At 54.6% G+C, this 17,592-nt stretch carries 17 protein-coding genes; 9 read left to right on the top strand and 8 right to left on the bottom strand.

Annotated features, from left to right (window positions below; all coding sequences use genetic code 11):
* Positions 1-5: 5 nt before the first annotated feature.
* A complete protein-coding gene (gene bioD / locus CLV58_RS08270) occupies positions 6-620 on the top strand; it encodes a dethiobiotin synthase (RefSeq protein ID WP_106137330.1) in 615 nt (204 codons plus the stop codon).
* Positions 586-1,887, top strand: coding sequence for an adenosylmethionine--8-amino-7-oxononanoate transaminase (gene bioA / locus CLV58_RS08265; protein ID WP_106137329.1), 1,302 nt, complete (start codon positions 586-588; stop codon positions 1,885-1,887). The genes bioD and bioA overlap by 35 nt, the downstream gene beginning before the upstream one ends.
* 141 nt (positions 1,888-2,028) lie before the next feature.
* Here the strand turns inward: bioA and CLV58_RS08260 are convergent, their stop codons facing one another.
* On the bottom strand, positions 2,029-2,700 hold the full coding sequence (locus CLV58_RS08260) for an AlbA family DNA-binding domain-containing protein (RefSeq protein ID WP_106137328.1): 672 nt from the start codon (positions 2,698-2,700) through the stop codon (positions 2,029-2,031).
* A gap of 240 nt (positions 2,701-2,940) precedes the next feature.
* Between CLV58_RS08260 and CLV58_RS08255 the strand changes: the two genes are divergently transcribed.
* On the top strand, positions 2,941-3,426 hold the full coding sequence (locus CLV58_RS08255; RefSeq protein WP_106137327.1) for a sterol desaturase family protein: 486 nt from the start codon (positions 2,941-2,943) through the stop codon (positions 3,424-3,426).
* 34 nt (positions 3,427-3,460) lie between these two features.
* Here the strand turns inward: CLV58_RS08255 and CLV58_RS08250 are convergent, their stop codons facing one another.
* A complete protein-coding gene (locus tag CLV58_RS08250; protein ID WP_106137326.1) occupies positions 3,461-4,969 on the bottom strand; it encodes an amidase in 1,509 nt (502 codons plus the stop codon).
* Between the two features lie 98 nt (positions 4,970-5,067).
* Positions 5,068-6,630 carry a M61 family metallopeptidase gene (locus CLV58_RS08245; RefSeq protein ID WP_106137325.1) on the bottom strand — a complete coding sequence of 521 codons (1,563 nt, stop codon included), beginning with the start codon at positions 6,628-6,630 and terminating at the stop codon, positions 5,068-5,070.
* 242 nt (positions 6,631-6,872) lie between these two features.
* Between CLV58_RS08245 and rpmH the strand changes: the two genes are divergently transcribed.
* The 5 genes from rpmH (at position 6,873) to CLV58_RS08220 (ending at position 10,508) form a co-directional block, all read left to right on the top strand.
* Positions 6,873-7,040 (top strand): 50S ribosomal protein L34, encoded by a 168-nt coding sequence (gene rpmH, locus CLV58_RS08240; protein ID WP_106137324.1) that lies wholly within the window; start codon positions 6,873-6,875, stop codon positions 7,038-7,040.
* A gap of 60 nt (positions 7,041-7,100) precedes the next feature.
* Complete coding sequence (locus CLV58_RS08235) at positions 7,101-7,481, top strand: ribonuclease P protein component (RefSeq protein WP_106137323.1); 381 nt, start codon at positions 7,101-7,103, stop codon at positions 7,479-7,481.
* Positions 7,482-7,590: 109 nt separating this feature from the next.
* Positions 7,591-9,249 (top strand): S41 family peptidase, encoded by a 1,659-nt coding sequence (locus tag CLV58_RS08230; protein ID WP_106137322.1) that lies wholly within the window; start codon positions 7,591-7,593, stop codon positions 9,247-9,249.
* A gap of 3 nt (positions 9,250-9,252) precedes the next feature.
* On the top strand, positions 9,253-9,942 hold the full coding sequence (gene tsaB / locus CLV58_RS08225; RefSeq protein ID WP_106137321.1) for a tRNA (adenosine(37)-N6)-threonylcarbamoyltransferase complex dimerization subunit type 1 TsaB: 690 nt from the start codon (positions 9,253-9,255) through the stop codon (positions 9,940-9,942).
* A 116-nt stretch (positions 9,943-10,058) separates the two neighbouring features.
* The gene (locus tag CLV58_RS08220; protein ID WP_106137320.1) at positions 10,059-10,508 is read left to right on the top strand and encodes a hypothetical protein; all 450 of its coding nucleotides are present in this window, start codon (positions 10,059-10,061) and stop codon (positions 10,506-10,508) included.
* Between the two features lie 129 nt (positions 10,509-10,637).
* Here CLV58_RS08220 and CLV58_RS08215 read toward each other — a convergent pair whose 3' ends face one another.
* From CLV58_RS08215 to CLV58_RS08195, 5 genes are all read right to left on the bottom strand, one after another.
* Positions 10,638-12,149 (bottom strand): phosphatase PAP2 family protein, encoded by a 1,512-nt coding sequence (locus tag CLV58_RS08215; protein ID WP_106137319.1) that lies wholly within the window; start codon positions 12,147-12,149, stop codon positions 10,638-10,640.
* Positions 12,150-12,172: 23 nt separating this feature from the next.
* Positions 12,173-13,075, bottom strand: a complete 903-nt coding sequence (locus tag CLV58_RS08210) for a hypothetical protein (RefSeq protein WP_106137318.1) — start codon at positions 13,073-13,075, stop codon at positions 12,173-12,175.
* 141 nt (positions 13,076-13,216) lie between these two features.
* Positions 13,217-14,767, bottom strand: a complete 1,551-nt coding sequence (locus tag CLV58_RS08205; protein WP_106137317.1) for a vanadium-dependent haloperoxidase — start codon at positions 14,765-14,767, stop codon at positions 13,217-13,219.
* Positions 14,767-15,666, bottom strand: coding sequence for a hypothetical protein (locus CLV58_RS08200; RefSeq protein ID WP_106137316.1), 900 nt, complete (start codon positions 15,664-15,666; stop codon positions 14,767-14,769). The genes CLV58_RS08205 and CLV58_RS08200 overlap by 1 nt, the downstream gene beginning before the upstream one ends.
* Positions 15,667-15,798: 132 nt before the next feature.
* Positions 15,799-16,329: a hypothetical protein gene (locus CLV58_RS08195; RefSeq protein ID WP_106137315.1), complete on the bottom strand. Its 531-nt coding sequence runs from the start codon at positions 16,327-16,329 to the stop codon at positions 15,799-15,801.
* Between the two features lie 240 nt (positions 16,330-16,569).
* On the opposite strand from CLV58_RS08195, the gene moaA reads away from it, so the two are divergent.
* Positions 16,570-17,550 carry a GTP 3',8-cyclase MoaA gene (gene moaA / locus CLV58_RS08190; protein ID WP_106137314.1) on the top strand — a complete coding sequence of 327 codons (981 nt, stop codon included), beginning with the start codon at positions 16,570-16,572 and terminating at the stop codon, positions 17,548-17,550.
* Positions 17,551-17,592 lie beyond the last annotated feature (42 nt).

Here is a 17,592-nt window from a genome sequence, read left to right as displayed (position 1 = left end):
TTTTTATGCCTTTACCTCATCAACTTATTGTAGCTGGCATCGGTACCGAAATCGGCAAAACGATTGTATCGGCGACGCTAACCGAGGCCTTGCAGGCCGACTACTGGAAACCCGTGCAGGCGGGTGGCCTCGACGATTCAGATACCGATACGGTTCGCCGACTGGTTAGTAACCCCCATTCCCGCTTTCATACCGAAGCGTACCGACTCAACCAGCCCATGTCGCCCCACGCGGCTGCGGCTGCCGATGGTGTCACGATTCAGCTCGACGCTTTCCAGTTACCGAAAACCGACAATGCGCTGGTCGTGGAACTGGCCGGTGGCCTGATGGTTCCCCTGAACGATCAGTCGCTTAATATTGACTTGGTCGTTCAGCTTGGTCTACCCGTGGTACTGGTATCGCGCAACTACCTCGGCAGTATCAACCACACGCTGCTGTCGGTAGCTGCCTGTCAGAGCCGGTCGATTCCGCTGGTGGGTCTGATTTTCAACGGGCCGACCGTACCGGCAACCGAATCCTTCATCCTGAATTATACACAGCTTCCTTGTCTGGGCCGCATCGGGCAGGAAGCGCAGCTTACTCCCCATGTCATTACCCACTACGCCCGTCAGTTTGCCTGAGTCGTTGCCTGAACGCGACCATACCGTTGTCTGGCATCCGTTTACGCAGATGCAGACGGCTCCGCTGCCGATTCCCATTGTCCGGGGTGACGGTTCGGTACTACATGCCGCCGATGGCACGACCTATCTGGATATGATTTCGTCGTGGTGGGTCAACCTGCACGGTCATGCGCACCCGGCGATTGCCCGGCGGCTGGCGGAACAGGCGCATACGCTCGAACACGTCATTTTTGCCGGCTTCACGCACCAGCCCGCCGTCGAACTAGCTGAGCGACTGTTGACCATCCTGCCCGACAAGCAGGCCAAGGTTTTCTATTCCGATAATGGCTCGACGGCAGTGGAGGTTGCGCTTAAGATGGCGTTTCAGTACTGGTACAACAGAAATCAGCCGCGCCGAAAAGTGATCGCGTTGACCGATGCGTACCATGGCGATACGTTTGGAGCAATGGCCGTCGGTGGACGTAGCGCCTTTTCAGCTCCCTTCGCGCCCTTCCTGTTCGACGTCGATTACCTACCGACACCCGTTGCCGGACAGGAAGAAGAAACGCTAGCCCTTGCCCGACAGCTATTCACCAGCGATGTCGCGGCTTTTATTGTCGAACCGCTGGTGCAGGGATCGGGCGGCATGATTATGTACGAACCGGCCCTCCTCGACGAGCTGTTCCGGCTGGCGAGAGAGCAGGGTATCCTGCTGATTGCCGATGAGGTCATGACCGGTTTCGGCCGGACGGGCAAACTGTTTGCGTCGCACTACCTGACCGAAAAGGCCGACCTGATGTGTTTGTCGAAAGGATTGACGGGGGGTACGATGGCGCTGGGGGTAACCACCTGCACGCAGGCAATCTACGACGCGTTTCTGTCCGACGACCGGATGAAGACCTTGTTTCATGGTCATTCCTTTACGGCCAACCCCCTCGCCTGTTCCGTTGCGCTTGCCAGCATGGATCTGCTACTAGCCGACGAAACACAGCAGGCGATTCAGCGTATCAGCGCCAACCACAGCCGGTTTGCAGAAACGATTGCGGGACATCCGCGCGTTAGTTCGATTCGGCAGCGGGGCACGTTACTGGCGTTCGACCTGAACGTAGGCGAACAAACGTCGTACTTCAACCATATCCGCGATCATGCGTACCAGTTCCTGCTCGACCGGGGTGTATTGATGCGACCATTGGGCAATGTGCTGTACCTGATGCCACCCTACTGCACGACCGACGAGCAACTCGCGTACGTTCACGAACAGATCATGGCATTACTGAATAGCTTGTAGTTTCGGACAGCCGGGATATTTTTTTGTCATTCCGACGACAGGAGGAATCTTCGGGAATAGGAAATACTTATTGCCTACTGAAGATTCCTCCTGTCGTCGGAATGACAAAAACCTGACACTGTTGGATTATTGTCTATTTCATCAACTAACTGCCCTCGTTGTGTACTGGTCCATGACATCGCTGGGGTGAATCTCCAGCACGTGGGCCAACACGAGCAGCACCAGCGTGCGCGACGCGATCTTCCGGGATATGCCCGCAATCGACGCGAACAGATCGACCGTGATACTGCTATGTTCGCCTAGGTGCTGCATTAGCTTGTGTTCCTTGTCGCCGTACGTAAACCGGATCGAGCGTTCGGCCTGCTGCCCCTTCAGGATTTCCCGCACTTCCCGGCTAGCCTGCACCGATTTATCGGCGACGCGGACATAAGCTTTTTTGTTGTCGGGATCGTTGACCGGGTCGGGAATGATGTAATGCGGGCGGGTCGGGCTTGGTGGTACCCGGATTACCAGCACCTCGCGCTCGTCGTAGAGCTGCACACGATCAATGGTATATGAGATGCGGGGAAAGCAGTATTTGTTGATGGCCCGGACAAGCAGGTACTCGTCTTCATCGGCGTATTTCAGACCGCGAATGGTCTTGTCGTCGGCCACGCCAATCAGCATAATACCACCGTTGGTGTTGGCGAAAGCGACAATACCCCGGATAATCTTTTCGGGATGATTTGTTTTCAGTTTGAACTCTAAACTACTACCCTCGCCCCGCTTAACCAGGTTCTTGAGTGCCTGATAGTCCATAACCGATGTGTTCATCTGGTTGAGTACTGACTGGTGATAAAGATACGGATTCTCCAATGACTTGCAAGTGTTAGCTCCCAATCTCTATTTTGCGCTGAAAAGTAACCGACAGACGGCCAACTTTTCGCAGAAACATTCCGTTAGTATCGGGAGTAGTCGGCGAGTTGGGCAAGACTTTCTGGGGGATAAAACCCATCGCTCAAGCCTTTACGCAGACTGGTTCGCAGTTGTTTGTCTTACTCAGAAAACACGAAAATGCTGGTAAACATTGCTCTGGTAATAGGTACTTTTCTGTTTATGGAAGGGGTGGCTTGGTTTACGCACAAATACATCATGCACGGCGTTTTGTGGAGCTGGCACCGCGACCACCATAACCATCATAAAGGTTTTTTTGAAATAAACGACCTCTTCGCCGTTGTGTTCAGTGTCGTTGCCATCGGGCTGATTCTGGCCGGTGTTGAGATTCCTGAACTGGGCTTTCTGGCCTGGATCGGTGCCGGCGTGACACTATACGGAATCTTCTATTTCCTGTTCCATGACGTAATCGTACACCGTCGTGTCAAGATGAAGTTCGACACCAGCGGACGCTATATGCAGCGTATCATGCGGGCACACTACATACACCATAAGGTGCACACCAAAGAGGGTGCGGAAGCATTCGGATTTCTTTACGCGCCCAAACGCTATGATCGGTCGGTGAAAGAACCGAAAGTAACCTCCGCGAAAGAATCAGCCAACTAAGTCAGATGAGACAGCCTTAAAGCTGTCTCTTTTTTTATGCCGGTCGTCTGTTAAACCACGGCCGCTCCTGCTCAAGCTGACCAGCAAGTTGAAACAGAGTAGCTTCGTCGCCCATACGCCCCGAGAACATAACACCAATCGGCAAGCCCTCGGCTGACCAATGCAGCGGTACCGACATGGATGGCTGGCCGGTCATATTGGCAATGACGGTATACGAAATATAGCCCAGCGACTTTTCAGCCAGTTCGGCGATCAGTTTCGTTCCTTTCAGGTATTTAAGCCCCCGCATAGCGTCGACCAGCTTCATCGTCCGCGCTTCCGACGCTGAGTTTTGAAAGGTACCGATTTTGATTGGTGGCCGGGGTAAGGTAGGCGTTAGAAAGAGGTCGTAGGTTTCGTGGAATTGCCCCATAGCCCGGTTCAGGCTGTTCCAGCGTCGTTTCTGGTAAGCAACGTCGGCGGCTGTAAAGCCTTCCGCCAGTCGACCCAGCGCCCACGTATTCAATTCTACGTCGTCTCGCTGAACAGGGCGACCAAGGTACTGACTGATTTCGCGCAGGGTAGCCGCCGTCTCGCTCAAGACGTTTACGAAGAACGCTTCTGTGACGATTGTCTTCTCGTAGGGCAACGGTACTTCATCGACCATATGGCCCAGTTTCTCCAGCAGCGTTACGGTTTCGCGAACGGCCGCAACGCATTCGGGATCGGTCGTCTGCGAGGGCATGAGGTGCTGTGTCGAGAACGCAATGCGTAGCTTACCCGGCTCCCGCCCTACTTCTTCGGCGTATGGTCGGTTCGGTGGCGCAATCAGATACGGGTCACCGGGAGAATGGCCAGCGATAGCATCGAGTAGTCCCGCACTGTCGCGCACCGACCGGGTGAGTACATGACCGATAACGGCCCCGTTCCAGAGTTCGCCATAATTCGGCCCCAGCGACACGCGCCCCCGCGACGGTTTCAGGCCAAACAGCCCGCAACACGATGCCGGAATACGGATCGACCCGCCCCCGTCGGAAGCGGTTGCCGCCGGAACAATACCAGCCGCCACGGCTACGGCCGAACCACCACTCGACCCTCCGGGGGAGTACGCTGGATTCCACGGGTTATGCGCCGGACCGTACAAGGTTGATTCTGTATAGGGTGTCAGGCCAAACTCAGGCGTATTCGTCTTGCCAAACGGAACGAGACCAGCGTTTAGAAATCGCCGAACGGTATCGCTATCTGTCGACGATACATAGTCACGATAGGCCCGGCTCCCTGACTTCAGGGCTGTTCCGGCCCAGCCTAGCTCCAGATCTTTCAGCAGAAAAGGAACGCCCCGAAACGGCGCATTTGCTGGCAGTTGCTCAATGACGGTACGCCCTTTCTCGTACAATGGCGTTACGATCGCGTTTAGCGTGGGATTCACAGCCTCCGCCCGCGCAATGGCCGTTGCCAGCAACTCGGCCGGGCTAACGTCGCCATTTCGTACCAGTTCAGCTAATGCGGTTGCATCGTGCCGGACGTATTCGTCAAACGGCAGTTCTTTACTTGACGGGTTCATAGCGGTAGTCGAGACAGAAAAGTAGCGACGCAATGTGTATTTTTTCTGTCATTAATCCACCTATCCGAATAATTCGCTACCGCTGATCGGCCCTACGGTTACGCTTTCGCTATGTCGGTGTCGAGCAGCTGGTTCTCGGCAGTGAGTGCGGCTCCAAACCAGCGGGCGCGTTCAGCTCGCCCTGCTACATCGCCCGTATCGATCAGATGAATACCACCGGGCAAGTCGGCGGTCGGCGCTTCCCAGACCACTTGCAGCCCAACCCAGGCGAGTAGCTCATTCAGGGGTTCTTCCAGGGCACTGTTCCCGAAAATACACAGGTTGAAATAGTCCGTCAGTCGTTCATCTGCTACCGATTCGGCTACCGTCCGGTAATCATCAAGCGTATAACCAATGAACGGTTTACCAAAACGTATCCACATCTGTCGCATTACATCATCGAGCGATTGGGCATGATTGGTCAACCGGCGAATGCGCAAGTCCAGGATGAGGGCGGCAATCGCTCCTTTGTGATAAACCGACACTTTCCGGTCAGGAACGCCTTTCTCGTAGCCGTCAAGCCACAAATCCCATGACGACTCGGTCAGCGACTGAAACGCCCGGCCATTATTTTCGAAGTGCCGTTTGACGATAACCTGCAACTCCTTCAAATACGCGTCATCGTCAAACACACCCGACCGGCGCAGCATCAGGTCGCCATAGTAGGTCGTCACGCCCTCGGCAACAAAGCAGGTATCGAAGTAATTTTCGCGGGTAAAGTCGTACGGCAGCAGTTCAGTCGGGCGGATTCGGATAATGTTCCAGGCATGAAATAATTCGTGCGATGCTACACCCAACAAATCGTTATATAAACCGGCCCCTTCATCGGCGGGCCCCAGCACTAGTACCGTTGAATTGCGGTGTTCGACACCGTGGTAGTAAGCCACCGGTAGCACCAGCGTCAGGAAATGATAGTCGCCCTCCGGGAATTCGCCGTATAGGGCAATCTGCTGGGCCGAAAAACGTGTGAAGTCGTCCACGATGCGATCAGCATCGAAAGCGGTGGTCCCGTCGGTTCGCCAGCCGCCCTGAATCCAGACGTGAAACTGCGTTTGCTGGATGTCGTACTGAATATGCTGTAGACTGGGTGCAGCCAGCAGCGGACAGTCGACCAGTTCGTAAAAGTCAGCCGCCTGTAAGCGAACCGGGCCACTTGTATCAGTTGCGTCATCGATACGTGTCAGGCCACAGGCAACGGTCCAGTGGCGGGGAATGTGCACGTCCAGTGTACAAGGATCGTTGATGTGTCCTTCAGCGTAAAGACAAAGGTTCACCGGATTGACGTATAGCAACGATTCGTCGATGAAGCTGCTGCCGGCGTTGAGCTGATAGGTCGTCGGGATCAGGCTATAAAAATTGTATTTGGCAATAACCGTTGTCCCGGTTTTGGTAATTACCCGCCAGCGGTCTTTCGTAATCTTGCGAAAGGGCAGTGGTTGTCCCGTCTCGTCCGTGACGGTGAACCGCTGAATATTCTTGGCGAAGTGCTGTAACTCATACCGACCGGGCCGCCAGGCAGGCAACTGCAACTCAATAACCGAACCCGGCGTCACCTGCGCCAGCTCGGCTTCGACAGCAATGTAATGCGGCAATTCGGGATCGGCAGACAGGCGGTAATGCATGGTGGGTATCGTCGTTCAGTAAGCAAATACAAATCGATAACTGACGTAATTGGCGAAAGGGTTTCCCAAAATAGGCAGACTAATCGCACAGACAGCTCGTTTTAACGACCGAAAATTGGATTTACCAGCTATTTCACTGGCTGACAGGCACCAATTTCACGATCGGCACTTGGTTAAGACAAAGCGTTCTACTATTTTTGCGGACTCATTTCGAAACTCAGGAGTTTTAGGCAAGATAGATCATGAAAAGAACGTACCAACCATCGAACCGGAAGCGGAAAAACAAGCACGGCTTCCGCGAGCGGATGTCAACCGCCAACGGCCGTCAAGTACTGGCCCGCCGTCGTGCCAAAGGTCGCTGGAAGCTGACCGTATCGGACGAGAAAAAAGGCGATCGCTTTAAAGTTTAATTCCCGGTTTCTGGTTCGTCGTTTCGCGTCCTGCCGGGCTCCAGACGTCAACCTATGCATATGCGGCAAACCTTTACGAAATCGGAGCGGCTTTGCAGCAAAAAAATTCTGGGTGAACTCTTTAAAAAAGGTAGTACGGCCGTTGGGACGTTCTACCTTTTTCCGTTTAGACTCCTTTATCTAAACGAACCTGAAGCCGCCGGAGCGCTGCCCGCCATCGTCATTACCGTTCCCAAACGGCAGTTCAAACGGGCCGTCGACCGCAACCTGATTCGTCGGCGTGTCCGCGAGGCTTACCGGCTCAACAAGCAGTTACTCTTTCCCCCCGAGGGCCGCACGCGCCCCCTACCCAGCCACCTCGCCTTGCTTTATACGGCCAAGCAGATTATTTCGTTTGAGGAGATAGAAAAAGGTATGAAATTAGCCTTACGAAAGTTGTAGGTTTTCGGTATTCAGTTTACGGTTTTCCGTCTGTCCAATACCCACAACCGTGTGACGGTCCACCGCCTGATCACTACTGTAAACCGACTACTGTAAACTGTAAACCCTTATGCACCTCAGCAAACGTTTGACGCTTTTCGCCACAGCCGGGCTCGTAGCGGGTGGTATTGGCCTGTTTTCGTTCAAGAACGACGACCGCTTCTTCGAGATCGCCCGCAACCTCGACATTTACGCGACTTTGTTCAAGGAACTGAACATGTACTATGTCGACGAGATCAACCCTAACCGGATGGTGAAAAGCAGTATCGATGCGATGCTGAAGGGGCTTGATCCGTACACCAATTTCTACGCGGAAGACGAAATCGAAGATTACATGACCATGACCACCGGTCGCTACAACGGCATCGGAGCGGTTATCGGGCAGCGGCAGGGCAAGAACATCGTGCTGATGATTTACGAAGGCACCCCCGCCGAGAAGTCGGGCCTGCAAATCGGCGACGAAATTCTGAAGATTGACGGTGTCGAGCTGAAAAGCCGGAAAGATGCCGATGCCAGTAAGCTCATCAAAGGGCAGAACAATACAGCGGTAAAACTATCGGTAAAGCGATACGGGGCTACGGCGCCGGTCGAGGTGACCGTGATGCGCGACGTCGTGAAGATGACCAATGTGCCCTACTACGGCATGTTGTCGGACGACGTGGGCTACATCGACCTGAAGGACTTCACGGCTACGGCCTCGCGGGAAGTACGGACGGCGGTGCAGGAGCTGAAGGGTAAGGGCATGAAAAAGCTGGTGCTCGACGTACGCGAAAATCCCGGTGGGCTGCTCAACATGGCCATCGACATCTGCAACATCTTTATCCCGAAAGATTCGGAAGTGGTGACGACGAAGGGGAAGGTGACCGAGTGGAATAAAACCTACACGGCCATGAATGCGCCGATGGACCTAGAAATTCCGATCATCGTGCTGACCAACAGTCATAGCGCGTCGGCCGCCGAGATCGTATCGGGTGTCATTCAGGACTACGACCGGGGTGTATTGATCGGGCAACGGACGTACGGCAAAGGGCTGGTACAGACCACCCGCGAACTGTCGTTCAACACCAAGCTAAAGATTACAACGGCGAAATACTACATTCCCAGCGGCCGGTGTATTCAAGCTATCGACTATAGCCACCGTAACCCAGACGGCAGCGTGGGCAAGATTCCCGATTCACTGCAAACGGCGTTTAAGACCAAAGCCGGCCGGCCGGTGTACGACGGCGGTGGTGTGTTGCCCGATGTCGTTACCGAAAATCAGCTGGCTGCCCCGATCGCGCAAAGCCTGACCAACAAAGGACTGATCTTCGACTATGCCGTGAAGTATCATCACGATCACCCGACGATCAAACCCGCCCGCGAATTCCGCCTGACCGACGCCGAGTACGCCGACTTCATGAAGTGGGTCGCCGACAAGGAGTATGACTACACGACGCAGGTTGAAAAAGATCTGGGTACGCTGGAAGCATCGGCCAAGAAAGAAAAATATTTCGACCTCATTCAAGATCAGTTGAAGTCGCTCAAGACCAAGATGTCGCACAGTAAAGACGCTGATCTGATGACGTTCCGCAACGAAGTTCGCGCGCTGCTCGACGAAGAGATTGCGGGGCATTATTACCTACAGAAAGGGATCAAGGAAGCTTCGTTCGCCGACGACACCGAGTTGAAAGCGGCACTCGCGCTGTTTAAAGACATGAATCGGTATAACTCGATTCTGAAAAAGAAATAATCCGTGCTTATTCTTTCTATCGACACCTCAACGACAGTCTGTTCGGTTGCGCTGCACCAGAATGGCGTGCTGTTGGGGTGTTACGAATTGTTTGTCGAACGAACGTCATCGGCGATGCTGACCAGCCTGATCGACGATGTAGTCCGGCAAACGAGCTTCACGCTCAATCAGCTCGACGCCGTTGCCGTGGCGATGGGGCCGGGTTCGTATACAGGCCTGCGTATCGGCGTGTCGACGGCGAAAGGCTTGTGTTTTGCACTCGACAAACCGCTGATTGCCGTCAATACGCTGGCTGCCATGGCCGAGCAGATTCGTGGCTTTTATCCCGCCGAAATGCTGCTTTGTCCTATGATCGATGCCCGGCGGATGGAAGTCTACTGCGCCTTTTACGACACTACCGGTGAAGAGCGGGTACCGACAAAAGCTGAGATTATCGACGAGCATTCGTTTACCGACCAGTTAAGCCACCAACCAGTCGTTTTCTTCGGCGATGGGGCAGCCAAGTGTCAGGCGGTACTGGGGCAACAGCCGAATGCTATTTTCCCCGAGCAGGTCGTCGTTCCGTCGGCGCGCACGATTGGTAAACTGGCAACGGCACTAGTTGCGGCTGGTCAGGTTGAAAATCCGGCTACGTTCGAGCCGTTCTACCTCAAGGATTTCATGACGACGCAGCCACGAAAAACGGTTGTTTGAACACGGAGAAAACAGAGACTTACACAGAGTACACAGTGCTATGGCTCTCTGTTTTCTCTGTGCGAAGCTCTGTTCACTCTGTGTTTAAACCCGAAAAAGGTTGTTGCTTTGCGAGTATGAAACATACGCTTACCCTACTCTTACTCAGCGTTGGCCTGACGGCTTTCGGACAGGCTTCGGTCGCTTATTATCCATTCAATAACGTCGTCTCGGTCAGCAGCAACGCCGATCGCGCGTTCTGGGTCGACGCCCGCGTGCAGACCAATACCGTTTTTGGCTCGCTCAGCACGACTTTCTGCCCGATGGTCAACGTCGTCCGTAAAGAGCGGATCAACTATTACACGGGCCTCGGCATTCGTGCCAATTTCCTGAATGGACTTGATAACCGGGATGTGCTGGAGGGCTATTCACTTCACGTTGGCGCGCGGGCACACGTCCCCTTCGTACCCAACCTACGGGTAGCGGTGGAGATCGCGCCTTACTCGCGTAAAGACTTCAAAGTCGGCGTCCTGCAATCATTCCTGGGTATAGCCTACCAGTTCGCAAAAAAGCCGAAGCCGTTGTAGTACGTTTGGTAGAAAGAGTTGATTTTATTATCCCGAGCCGGCGGCCCGGTCGCAGGCTCGGGATGACAAACATAGTACGAAGATTAAGCAGCATTTTATGCTCGACAAGCAACGTCTGTGTTTATCAAGTTACTTCGCGCCGTCGGCTTTACCCCAGTTCGTAGCCAGTGTACCGACACCCGTACCAAGCTGTACGCCGGCATCGATACTAAATCGATATTGCGTTCCGGCATAGAGTGTCGCGATAATAGCGTCGTCGCTCTGTTTCTTCAGCCATGTCGTTTCAGCCGGGAACAGGTAGGTCAGTATCGTGTTGGCCGCTGCGGACGTGGCAGCATGATCGCTGACATAAGCCGGGGTATTCGGCATTAGGACTGATGTTTTAATTTTTGCGTCGAGCTGGGCGGGGCGGGGTACGAAATACGTGTATTTGGCCTGCCAGCCTGTGGTTGTCACATCGTGCAACGCCCGGTTGAGTAGCGCATAGGTTCGGGCTGAGCGCAGTTCATTCTGCCGATCTTCCTGAATAAGTTGCTCGGCAATCAGGTTCCAGTGACCTGCCACGGTATACGTCGCCAGCCCGTCGTTCCAGTAATCGGCGGTGGCCCATTGGTCGCGGGTCCGGCTGTCGGCGGTGGCACGAACCTCAGCCAGTGCCGTCTGAAACGCGGTGGTGTTAGTCAGTGGTGGGGCGGCTGGGGATAACTGTGCTACCGTTGTCGAGTCAAACCAAGTTTTGACGCGGCCCGCCAGGGGTACGACCGGCAACCGGGACGGAATTTCCAGACTTTGCCAGGTAACGTCATACGGCGCTTTGGCCTTCATCGTCGCCCAGCTATCCGTGCTGGTAGTGAACCGATCGGTACGGGCGCGGTTCAGGGCAACAGCCGCTACCGCAGCCGCCAGGGTTTCCCCCGCTTTCACATCACTCGCTACGTTGATACCCGCCCATAGCTGACTCTGTTTATGTTCAGTCGCCTTCGCCTTGATGTAAGTGGCTTCGTTCGGGAAGAAGTAGGTCAGAATCTGGGCTGACGCTTCGGCGATAGCCGCCCCTTCCGACGGATACGAAGGCACGTCGGCGACCGGCAAACGAGTGACGATATTTTGCCGATTCAGCGAAGGCCGGTTGTACTGGTATTTAGCCCGCCAGGCCACGACAAGCGCATCGTACTGGGCCGCGCTAAGTAAGGCATACAGTCGGGTGGCGAACGGTAAACTGGCCACCGGTGCGCTGGGGTCGACCGTCAGGTATTGGCCCGTCGCGTCGTTGTACACCGGTGCGGTGTTGTATTTGGCGACGAGCTGCCGGGCAATCTGATTCCAGCGTACCACGCCCCCCTGCCCCCAATAGTTCACGGCCGTATTCTGATCCGGCGTCGAGGTTAGGATTCCGTTTTTTACTGACGTCAATTCCGTCTGATACGCATCCGACGTAATTGCCGTTGGTGCCGGAACGCTGATCGCGCTGGCCGATGAGAGCAGTACGGTTCGCCAGGTTCCCCCATCCGGGTCGATCGTAGCTGGTTCAAAATAAGGGAGAACGCCTTCGCTGATTGTATTTTCCTTACAACCTGTCAGTCCAGCGCCCACTAACAGCAGGCTAAGGCACAGGTTGCGTACCGTTGATGTATAAGTCATGCCCGGATTCCGGTTGGATACACTTAGTTGCCGATGATAATACCCCCACTGAGCCGGGTTGATTTACCGATATTCTGCCCGTCGAGCGTCGTGCTGTAGCCGAAATTCAGCCCTAGCCGACCGACAAGCCGCAGAAACAGGGTACCGCCTACCCGCTGAAAGCCAATGGCGTTTGTTGGAAACGGTATGCCGGGGCCGATGTCCGTACCGACCGCATAGGGCGTTTGTTGCTGCCCCCACACGTCGATGTACACTCGTTTTGTCGCGAAACCGGTTCGGATAATCGCTTCGGTAACATCAGGTACATTGACTTTCATACCGCTGTTCGGATTGACCTGACTGGGATCGTAGACATTGACGATCCGGTCGAGCGTAACGGGGCCACGGCGGATGTAGCCAAACTGACCGGTCAGGAAAAACGAACCCGACTTAAAATGCAGCATGGTCCGACCGTCGATATTTTTCGAGCCTTGCCCGAGCGCCAGCATGTTGTCGTTGACGTAGTTCTGAATGGGCATCGTGTATCCCAGCGCAAACAGCCACGACAGCCGTGCTTTACCCAGCTTGTAGTCGAAGGCTTCCCAGCGTAAGGCGGCCGTTACATCCTGAAAACCCTCCTGTTTCGGCTGATAGCCAGCGCTGGCTTCGGTACGTATGTAGGGGGCCGTTACGATCAGGTCGAGGTCGTAACCTAATCCGTATACGCCATACAGATTGAGCGCCTGCGTGGTTACTGTGCCCAGGTTCGGGTCGCGGAAAGGGGTGGTTCCCCGGTAATACGTATCGAACGTTTCCTGCGAATACGTAACGGCCAGACTGGCTTTTCGGTCGCCCTTCATGAAGCCGTCCATTAGTCCCTGCGCCGACGCAAATCGTGGCAGAGACAGGCAAACAAGGATCAGGCTAAGTCGGATAAATTGTTGCATAGGCACAGTGTAGGAACGTAAAGGTACACGATCCCGTATGTTCACCAGTGCAATCGACGCAATTTATGACCGTATCTAACGCAGACGTCCGCGCCCACAGACAGCTCTGCAAGCACGGACGTCTACTGTTCGACGCTCGGTTTATAGCCCTGACCCATCGGCTTTACCACGGGCCGTAGCAAAAGAGCCGATCTTTTTGCCGCAGGCCATACCGACCTCACAGTCAAAGCGATAGTGAATCAGCCCATACATGCGTGATACCGATGCTTCGTTAGCCTTGGCCATGAAATCGTCGGCCTGGTCGGGGAAAATACCGCTCAGGACAACGGCGGCAGCGCCCGAGAACGTTGAGTGTCCGGATGTGTAAGCCGGGAAGTTAGGCAGACCAACCGACGTTTTCAGGCCAAACTGTTGTGGGCGTGGGTAGTAATAGTAATACTTGGTATCCCAGCAGCAGATAGCGGCATCCATCAGCGCCGTCCCGACCAGCGCCAGCGTCCGGGCCATCCGTACCTCACTGTAGCGAGCGTCGTGGGCAGCATTGGCCGCCGTGCGGTGCCAGTGACCGGGGGGGGTGTAGCTACCAACGCCATCTGCCCAGTAGTTGGCTACGCGCGCCTGCTCGCGCGTCTGCGTCCGTTGGATCGTTTTCAACTCATCCAGTGCCTTCGTAAACTCCGGGCTACCAATTGCCGGTGGTGCATCAGGGCGGATTTTTACCATCGTCGCCTGGTCGAAATTCCAGGTTTTTACAACGCCGTAGTTCGGCAGCATCGGTGGGCGGGCGGGCGATTCCTGACTCACCCATACCTCGCTCAGACCACGGGTTTGGACATCTTTGATCATACCACCCGTTACCGACTGATTGTTGGACGTACTCATACCATCGGTTTTGGCGCGGGCCATTACCTTGGCAGCAACCTGACTACCTAAACTCGTACCGGCGCTAACATCACTCGCTACGTTCATCCCAGCCCACAGCCGGCTATTCTGGTGTTCAGCCAGTTTCGCGTCCAGATACGGCACTTCGCCGGGAAACATCGCTTTCAACACCGTGTATGACGCCATGGCAACTACAGCATCTTCCGATGGGTATGATGACATAGCAGCCACGGGAAGCGCGGGTTTGATACCGCTGTCTACCGTCGACGGAGCCGCCCGGTTGTACTGCTTCTTGTAGTACCAGGTGGCGACCAATGCATCATATTGCGCTACGCTCAGGTAGGCCAGGGCTCGCGCCGTGTAAGGCGGATTTGCGAAAGGAAAGCGGGGATCGGCCAGCGGATTGGCCGCATCGGGGACGGGGTACTTTCCATCGGCCGTCGACGCGGGGGGCAGGTTATACCGGGCCGATAGTTCACGGGCAATCTCGTTCCAGCGGTATACAGCGCCAGCCCCCCAGTAGGTCACGGCCTGCTGCTGCTCTGTCGTCAGCGTTTTCGACTGGGTTTTCAGGTCACTCAATTCCGCCTGATAGGTAGTCGAATTAGTGGCAGCGGGAGCCGCCAGCGTAACGTCGGTCGGGCTGGTCAATACGTAGGTTTTCCAGTTGCCTGCCGTTTCGTCAAGGTTAGTGGGTAAGTAGGCTACCGGCTGCGACTCGTCGATCGTCTTGCTACAGCCAGTCATGCCGACAACCACGCCCGTCAGAATGAGCAGGTTGCCGAGGAAAGAATATATACGGTTGTTCATTACGGCTTTTTCCAGTTGAATAGATACAATAGGCCAACGGTGTAGCTGGTGCTTTGACCAGTATTTACACCGTCGATGACTTGTCCGACACGCGCATTGACTCCGATGTTACGGGGCTGCACTCTAGCGTAGACGCCAACGATAGTCGCTTTTGCGTTATTTGTTGGAAACGGCATGTCGTTGCGACGAATGTAGTCGCCCGAGAGACAGGCGGTCCGCTCCGTGAAGGCTTCGGCCTGCCATTTCCGGCGCAACACACCGACGCGCAACGCAGCATCGTATGTGTTTGGCACGTTGACCTGATTAACGTTGTATATCCGATCATCGGCCAGATAAGCATCCCGGTCAATGCGGATATTACTACGCCAGCCGTACGAACCGTGCGTAGTAACGTACAAGCCCGTAGCCGGGTGCTTGTAGTTCAGCAGCAGACGACCGGTCAGCGTCCGGCATTGCATGCCAATCGACATCGGCTGAAAATCAGGAACGTAATTGCCCATTGGCAGTGAGCCACCGACGATCGCATGGACTGAAAATCCACCCCGCTGAAACGCATTCACTTTGAGCCATGCCGACAAATCCTGTACACCGCGTTGGCCCAATAGGTTACCGGCGCTGGTACTCGTCCAGACGTAGGGCAGGCTCAGAATAACATTAACACGTTTCGAAATACCAATGGCCGGCATCACCATTACGCTCTGCGTGGTGTGCGTTCCGATGTTCAGGTTCTCGCGCTTGAGCGAGTTTTCCCAGTATTGACTCCAGGTCGAGTGGCCGTATAAACCCGCCACGCAGACCGCATTTTTATTCATGTAGATAGCATCGTGCGGCATCTGCGCCTGGCATATAGCAGGCAGCAACAGAGCCGCACACACCATCATTTTTAGATGTGTACGCATGCTTGATATGCTGAATTGAATGAATGATAGCAACACGGTTCAGCTGAGCAAACCGCTGTCGCAGAAGATGCTGCACAACCAGATGCCTATATATTGGCGGCATCAGCTACGGTGCAGAAACCAGAAAATCATTCAGCACTCAGGAGGGGGTGAATGGACCGGCAAGGTCCGGAGTGGAAATACAAATACCGCGTCGGCAATGCGTATTGCTGGTACACGTAGCGCCGGTAGAAACTGGAACAGCTGCCGGGGTGTCGGCGAGTATTCCTTGAGGAGAAACTTGAGAAAATTGTGCGTTTTTTGTTCTGAGTCAGCCGAGTTAGTCAGGTGATCCTTGAGAAATGACAGCAGATCACTTTTCCAGAACGAACGGCTTTCGGTCTCCAGTCCAGTGATGTGTAGCGTATTGCCCTGTACGTTCAGGCTGACAACGCTGTAATAGTGACCACGGTGTGTGAAGCCATCTGAGGCCGCCTGCTTAATGTCGATCTGATCGTCCAGCGGAATATCAAACTCGACCATACTATCGACCGACCGGTACACACGCAGTCGTTCCGATAGATCATGCTCAGCCTGGTACCACGTATTGATGCTCACCAGCACGTAAGCCAGTGCATGGCAGAGCAGCAAAACACAGAGACCAACTGAGACCGTTTTTTTCACGTGTGACTAGCTAATTCTCCAAAAATAATAATAGTATCCCATCAAATACGTCTATTAGCCAACTTATTTTTCAACAACTACGCGTCGTTTCGGCTACCTGTCCCCGTCAGTAGAATTACGCATGTGTTGAGCGCAATGCTTCCGTTCACCCATTAACTTCACGATCTTTGGCTACGGCCGAATGGCAGGCGATCGAAACCTGTAATCAAATTCCGTGTTTTGCTGTTACATCGATAGCCTATGATCTTCGATAACCACAATCGTCCCATTACCTACCTGCGTCTGGCCGTAACCGATCGTTGTAACCTTCGGTGCTTCTACTGCATGCCCGAAGCTGGTATCCGTTACATGCCTAAGCAACAACTGCTGACGTATGAGGAAATGGAACGGCTGGTCACGATACTGGCCCGTCTGGGCGTATCGAAAGTGCGGATCACCGGTGGCGAACCCTTCGTACGGTCCGAACTGATGTCGTTCATGCATCGGCTGGCAGCGGTGGATGGTATTAGCGATTTGTCGATTACGACGAATGGCGTGCTGACGGCTCCGCACGTGGCCGACATGGCCGCATTAGGGGTTAAGTCAGTCAATCTAAGCCTTGATACACTGGATCGGGAGCGGTTTCGGCAGATCACCCGGCGCGACGAATTACCGGCAGTACTCCGCACGCTCGATGCCTTGCTGGCAGCTGGTATCGAGACCAAGATCAACGCGGTGGTCATGGAAGGGCAGAATACGCAGGACATTGTGCCCCTGACTGAACTGACCCGCGACCGTCCCGTCGATGTTCGGTTCATCGAAGAGATGCCGTTCAACGGTGAAGGAAGCCATTATCCGGTACTTCACTGGACGCACCGCCGGATCGTCCAGGAAATTCAATCGTTCTATCCCAACCTGACCAAGATACCCGACCCGCGCTATTCAACCTCGGCGAATTACCGTATTCCGGGGCATCAGGGTACGGTCGGTATCATCGCTGCGTTCAGCCGGACCTTCTGCGGCACCTGCAACCGCATCCGTATGACAGCACAGGGTACGCTGAAGACCTGTTTGTACGACGACGGGGTGCTCGACGTGCGCGAACTGATGCGTTCGGGTGCAACCGATACGGGACTGGAAGCGGCTTTCCTGCGCGCCTTTGCCCATCGCCCCGCCAACGGTTTCGAAGCCGAGAGCCATCGCTCGACCGTTACCGAATCCATGGCAACGATAGGAGGATAAGCCGAGTTTTCGGTCTACGGTATTTAGTTCACGGTTTGTAGC

Source organism: Spirosoma oryzae (assembly GCF_003002825.1).
In the GTDB taxonomy this organism is placed as follows: Bacteria; Bacteroidota; Bacteroidia; order Cytophagales; family Spirosomataceae; genus Spirosoma; species Spirosoma oryzae.
The sequence above is the reverse complement of the archived record's forward strand: the minus strand, read 5'-3'. Positions and strand labels throughout refer to the sequence as shown.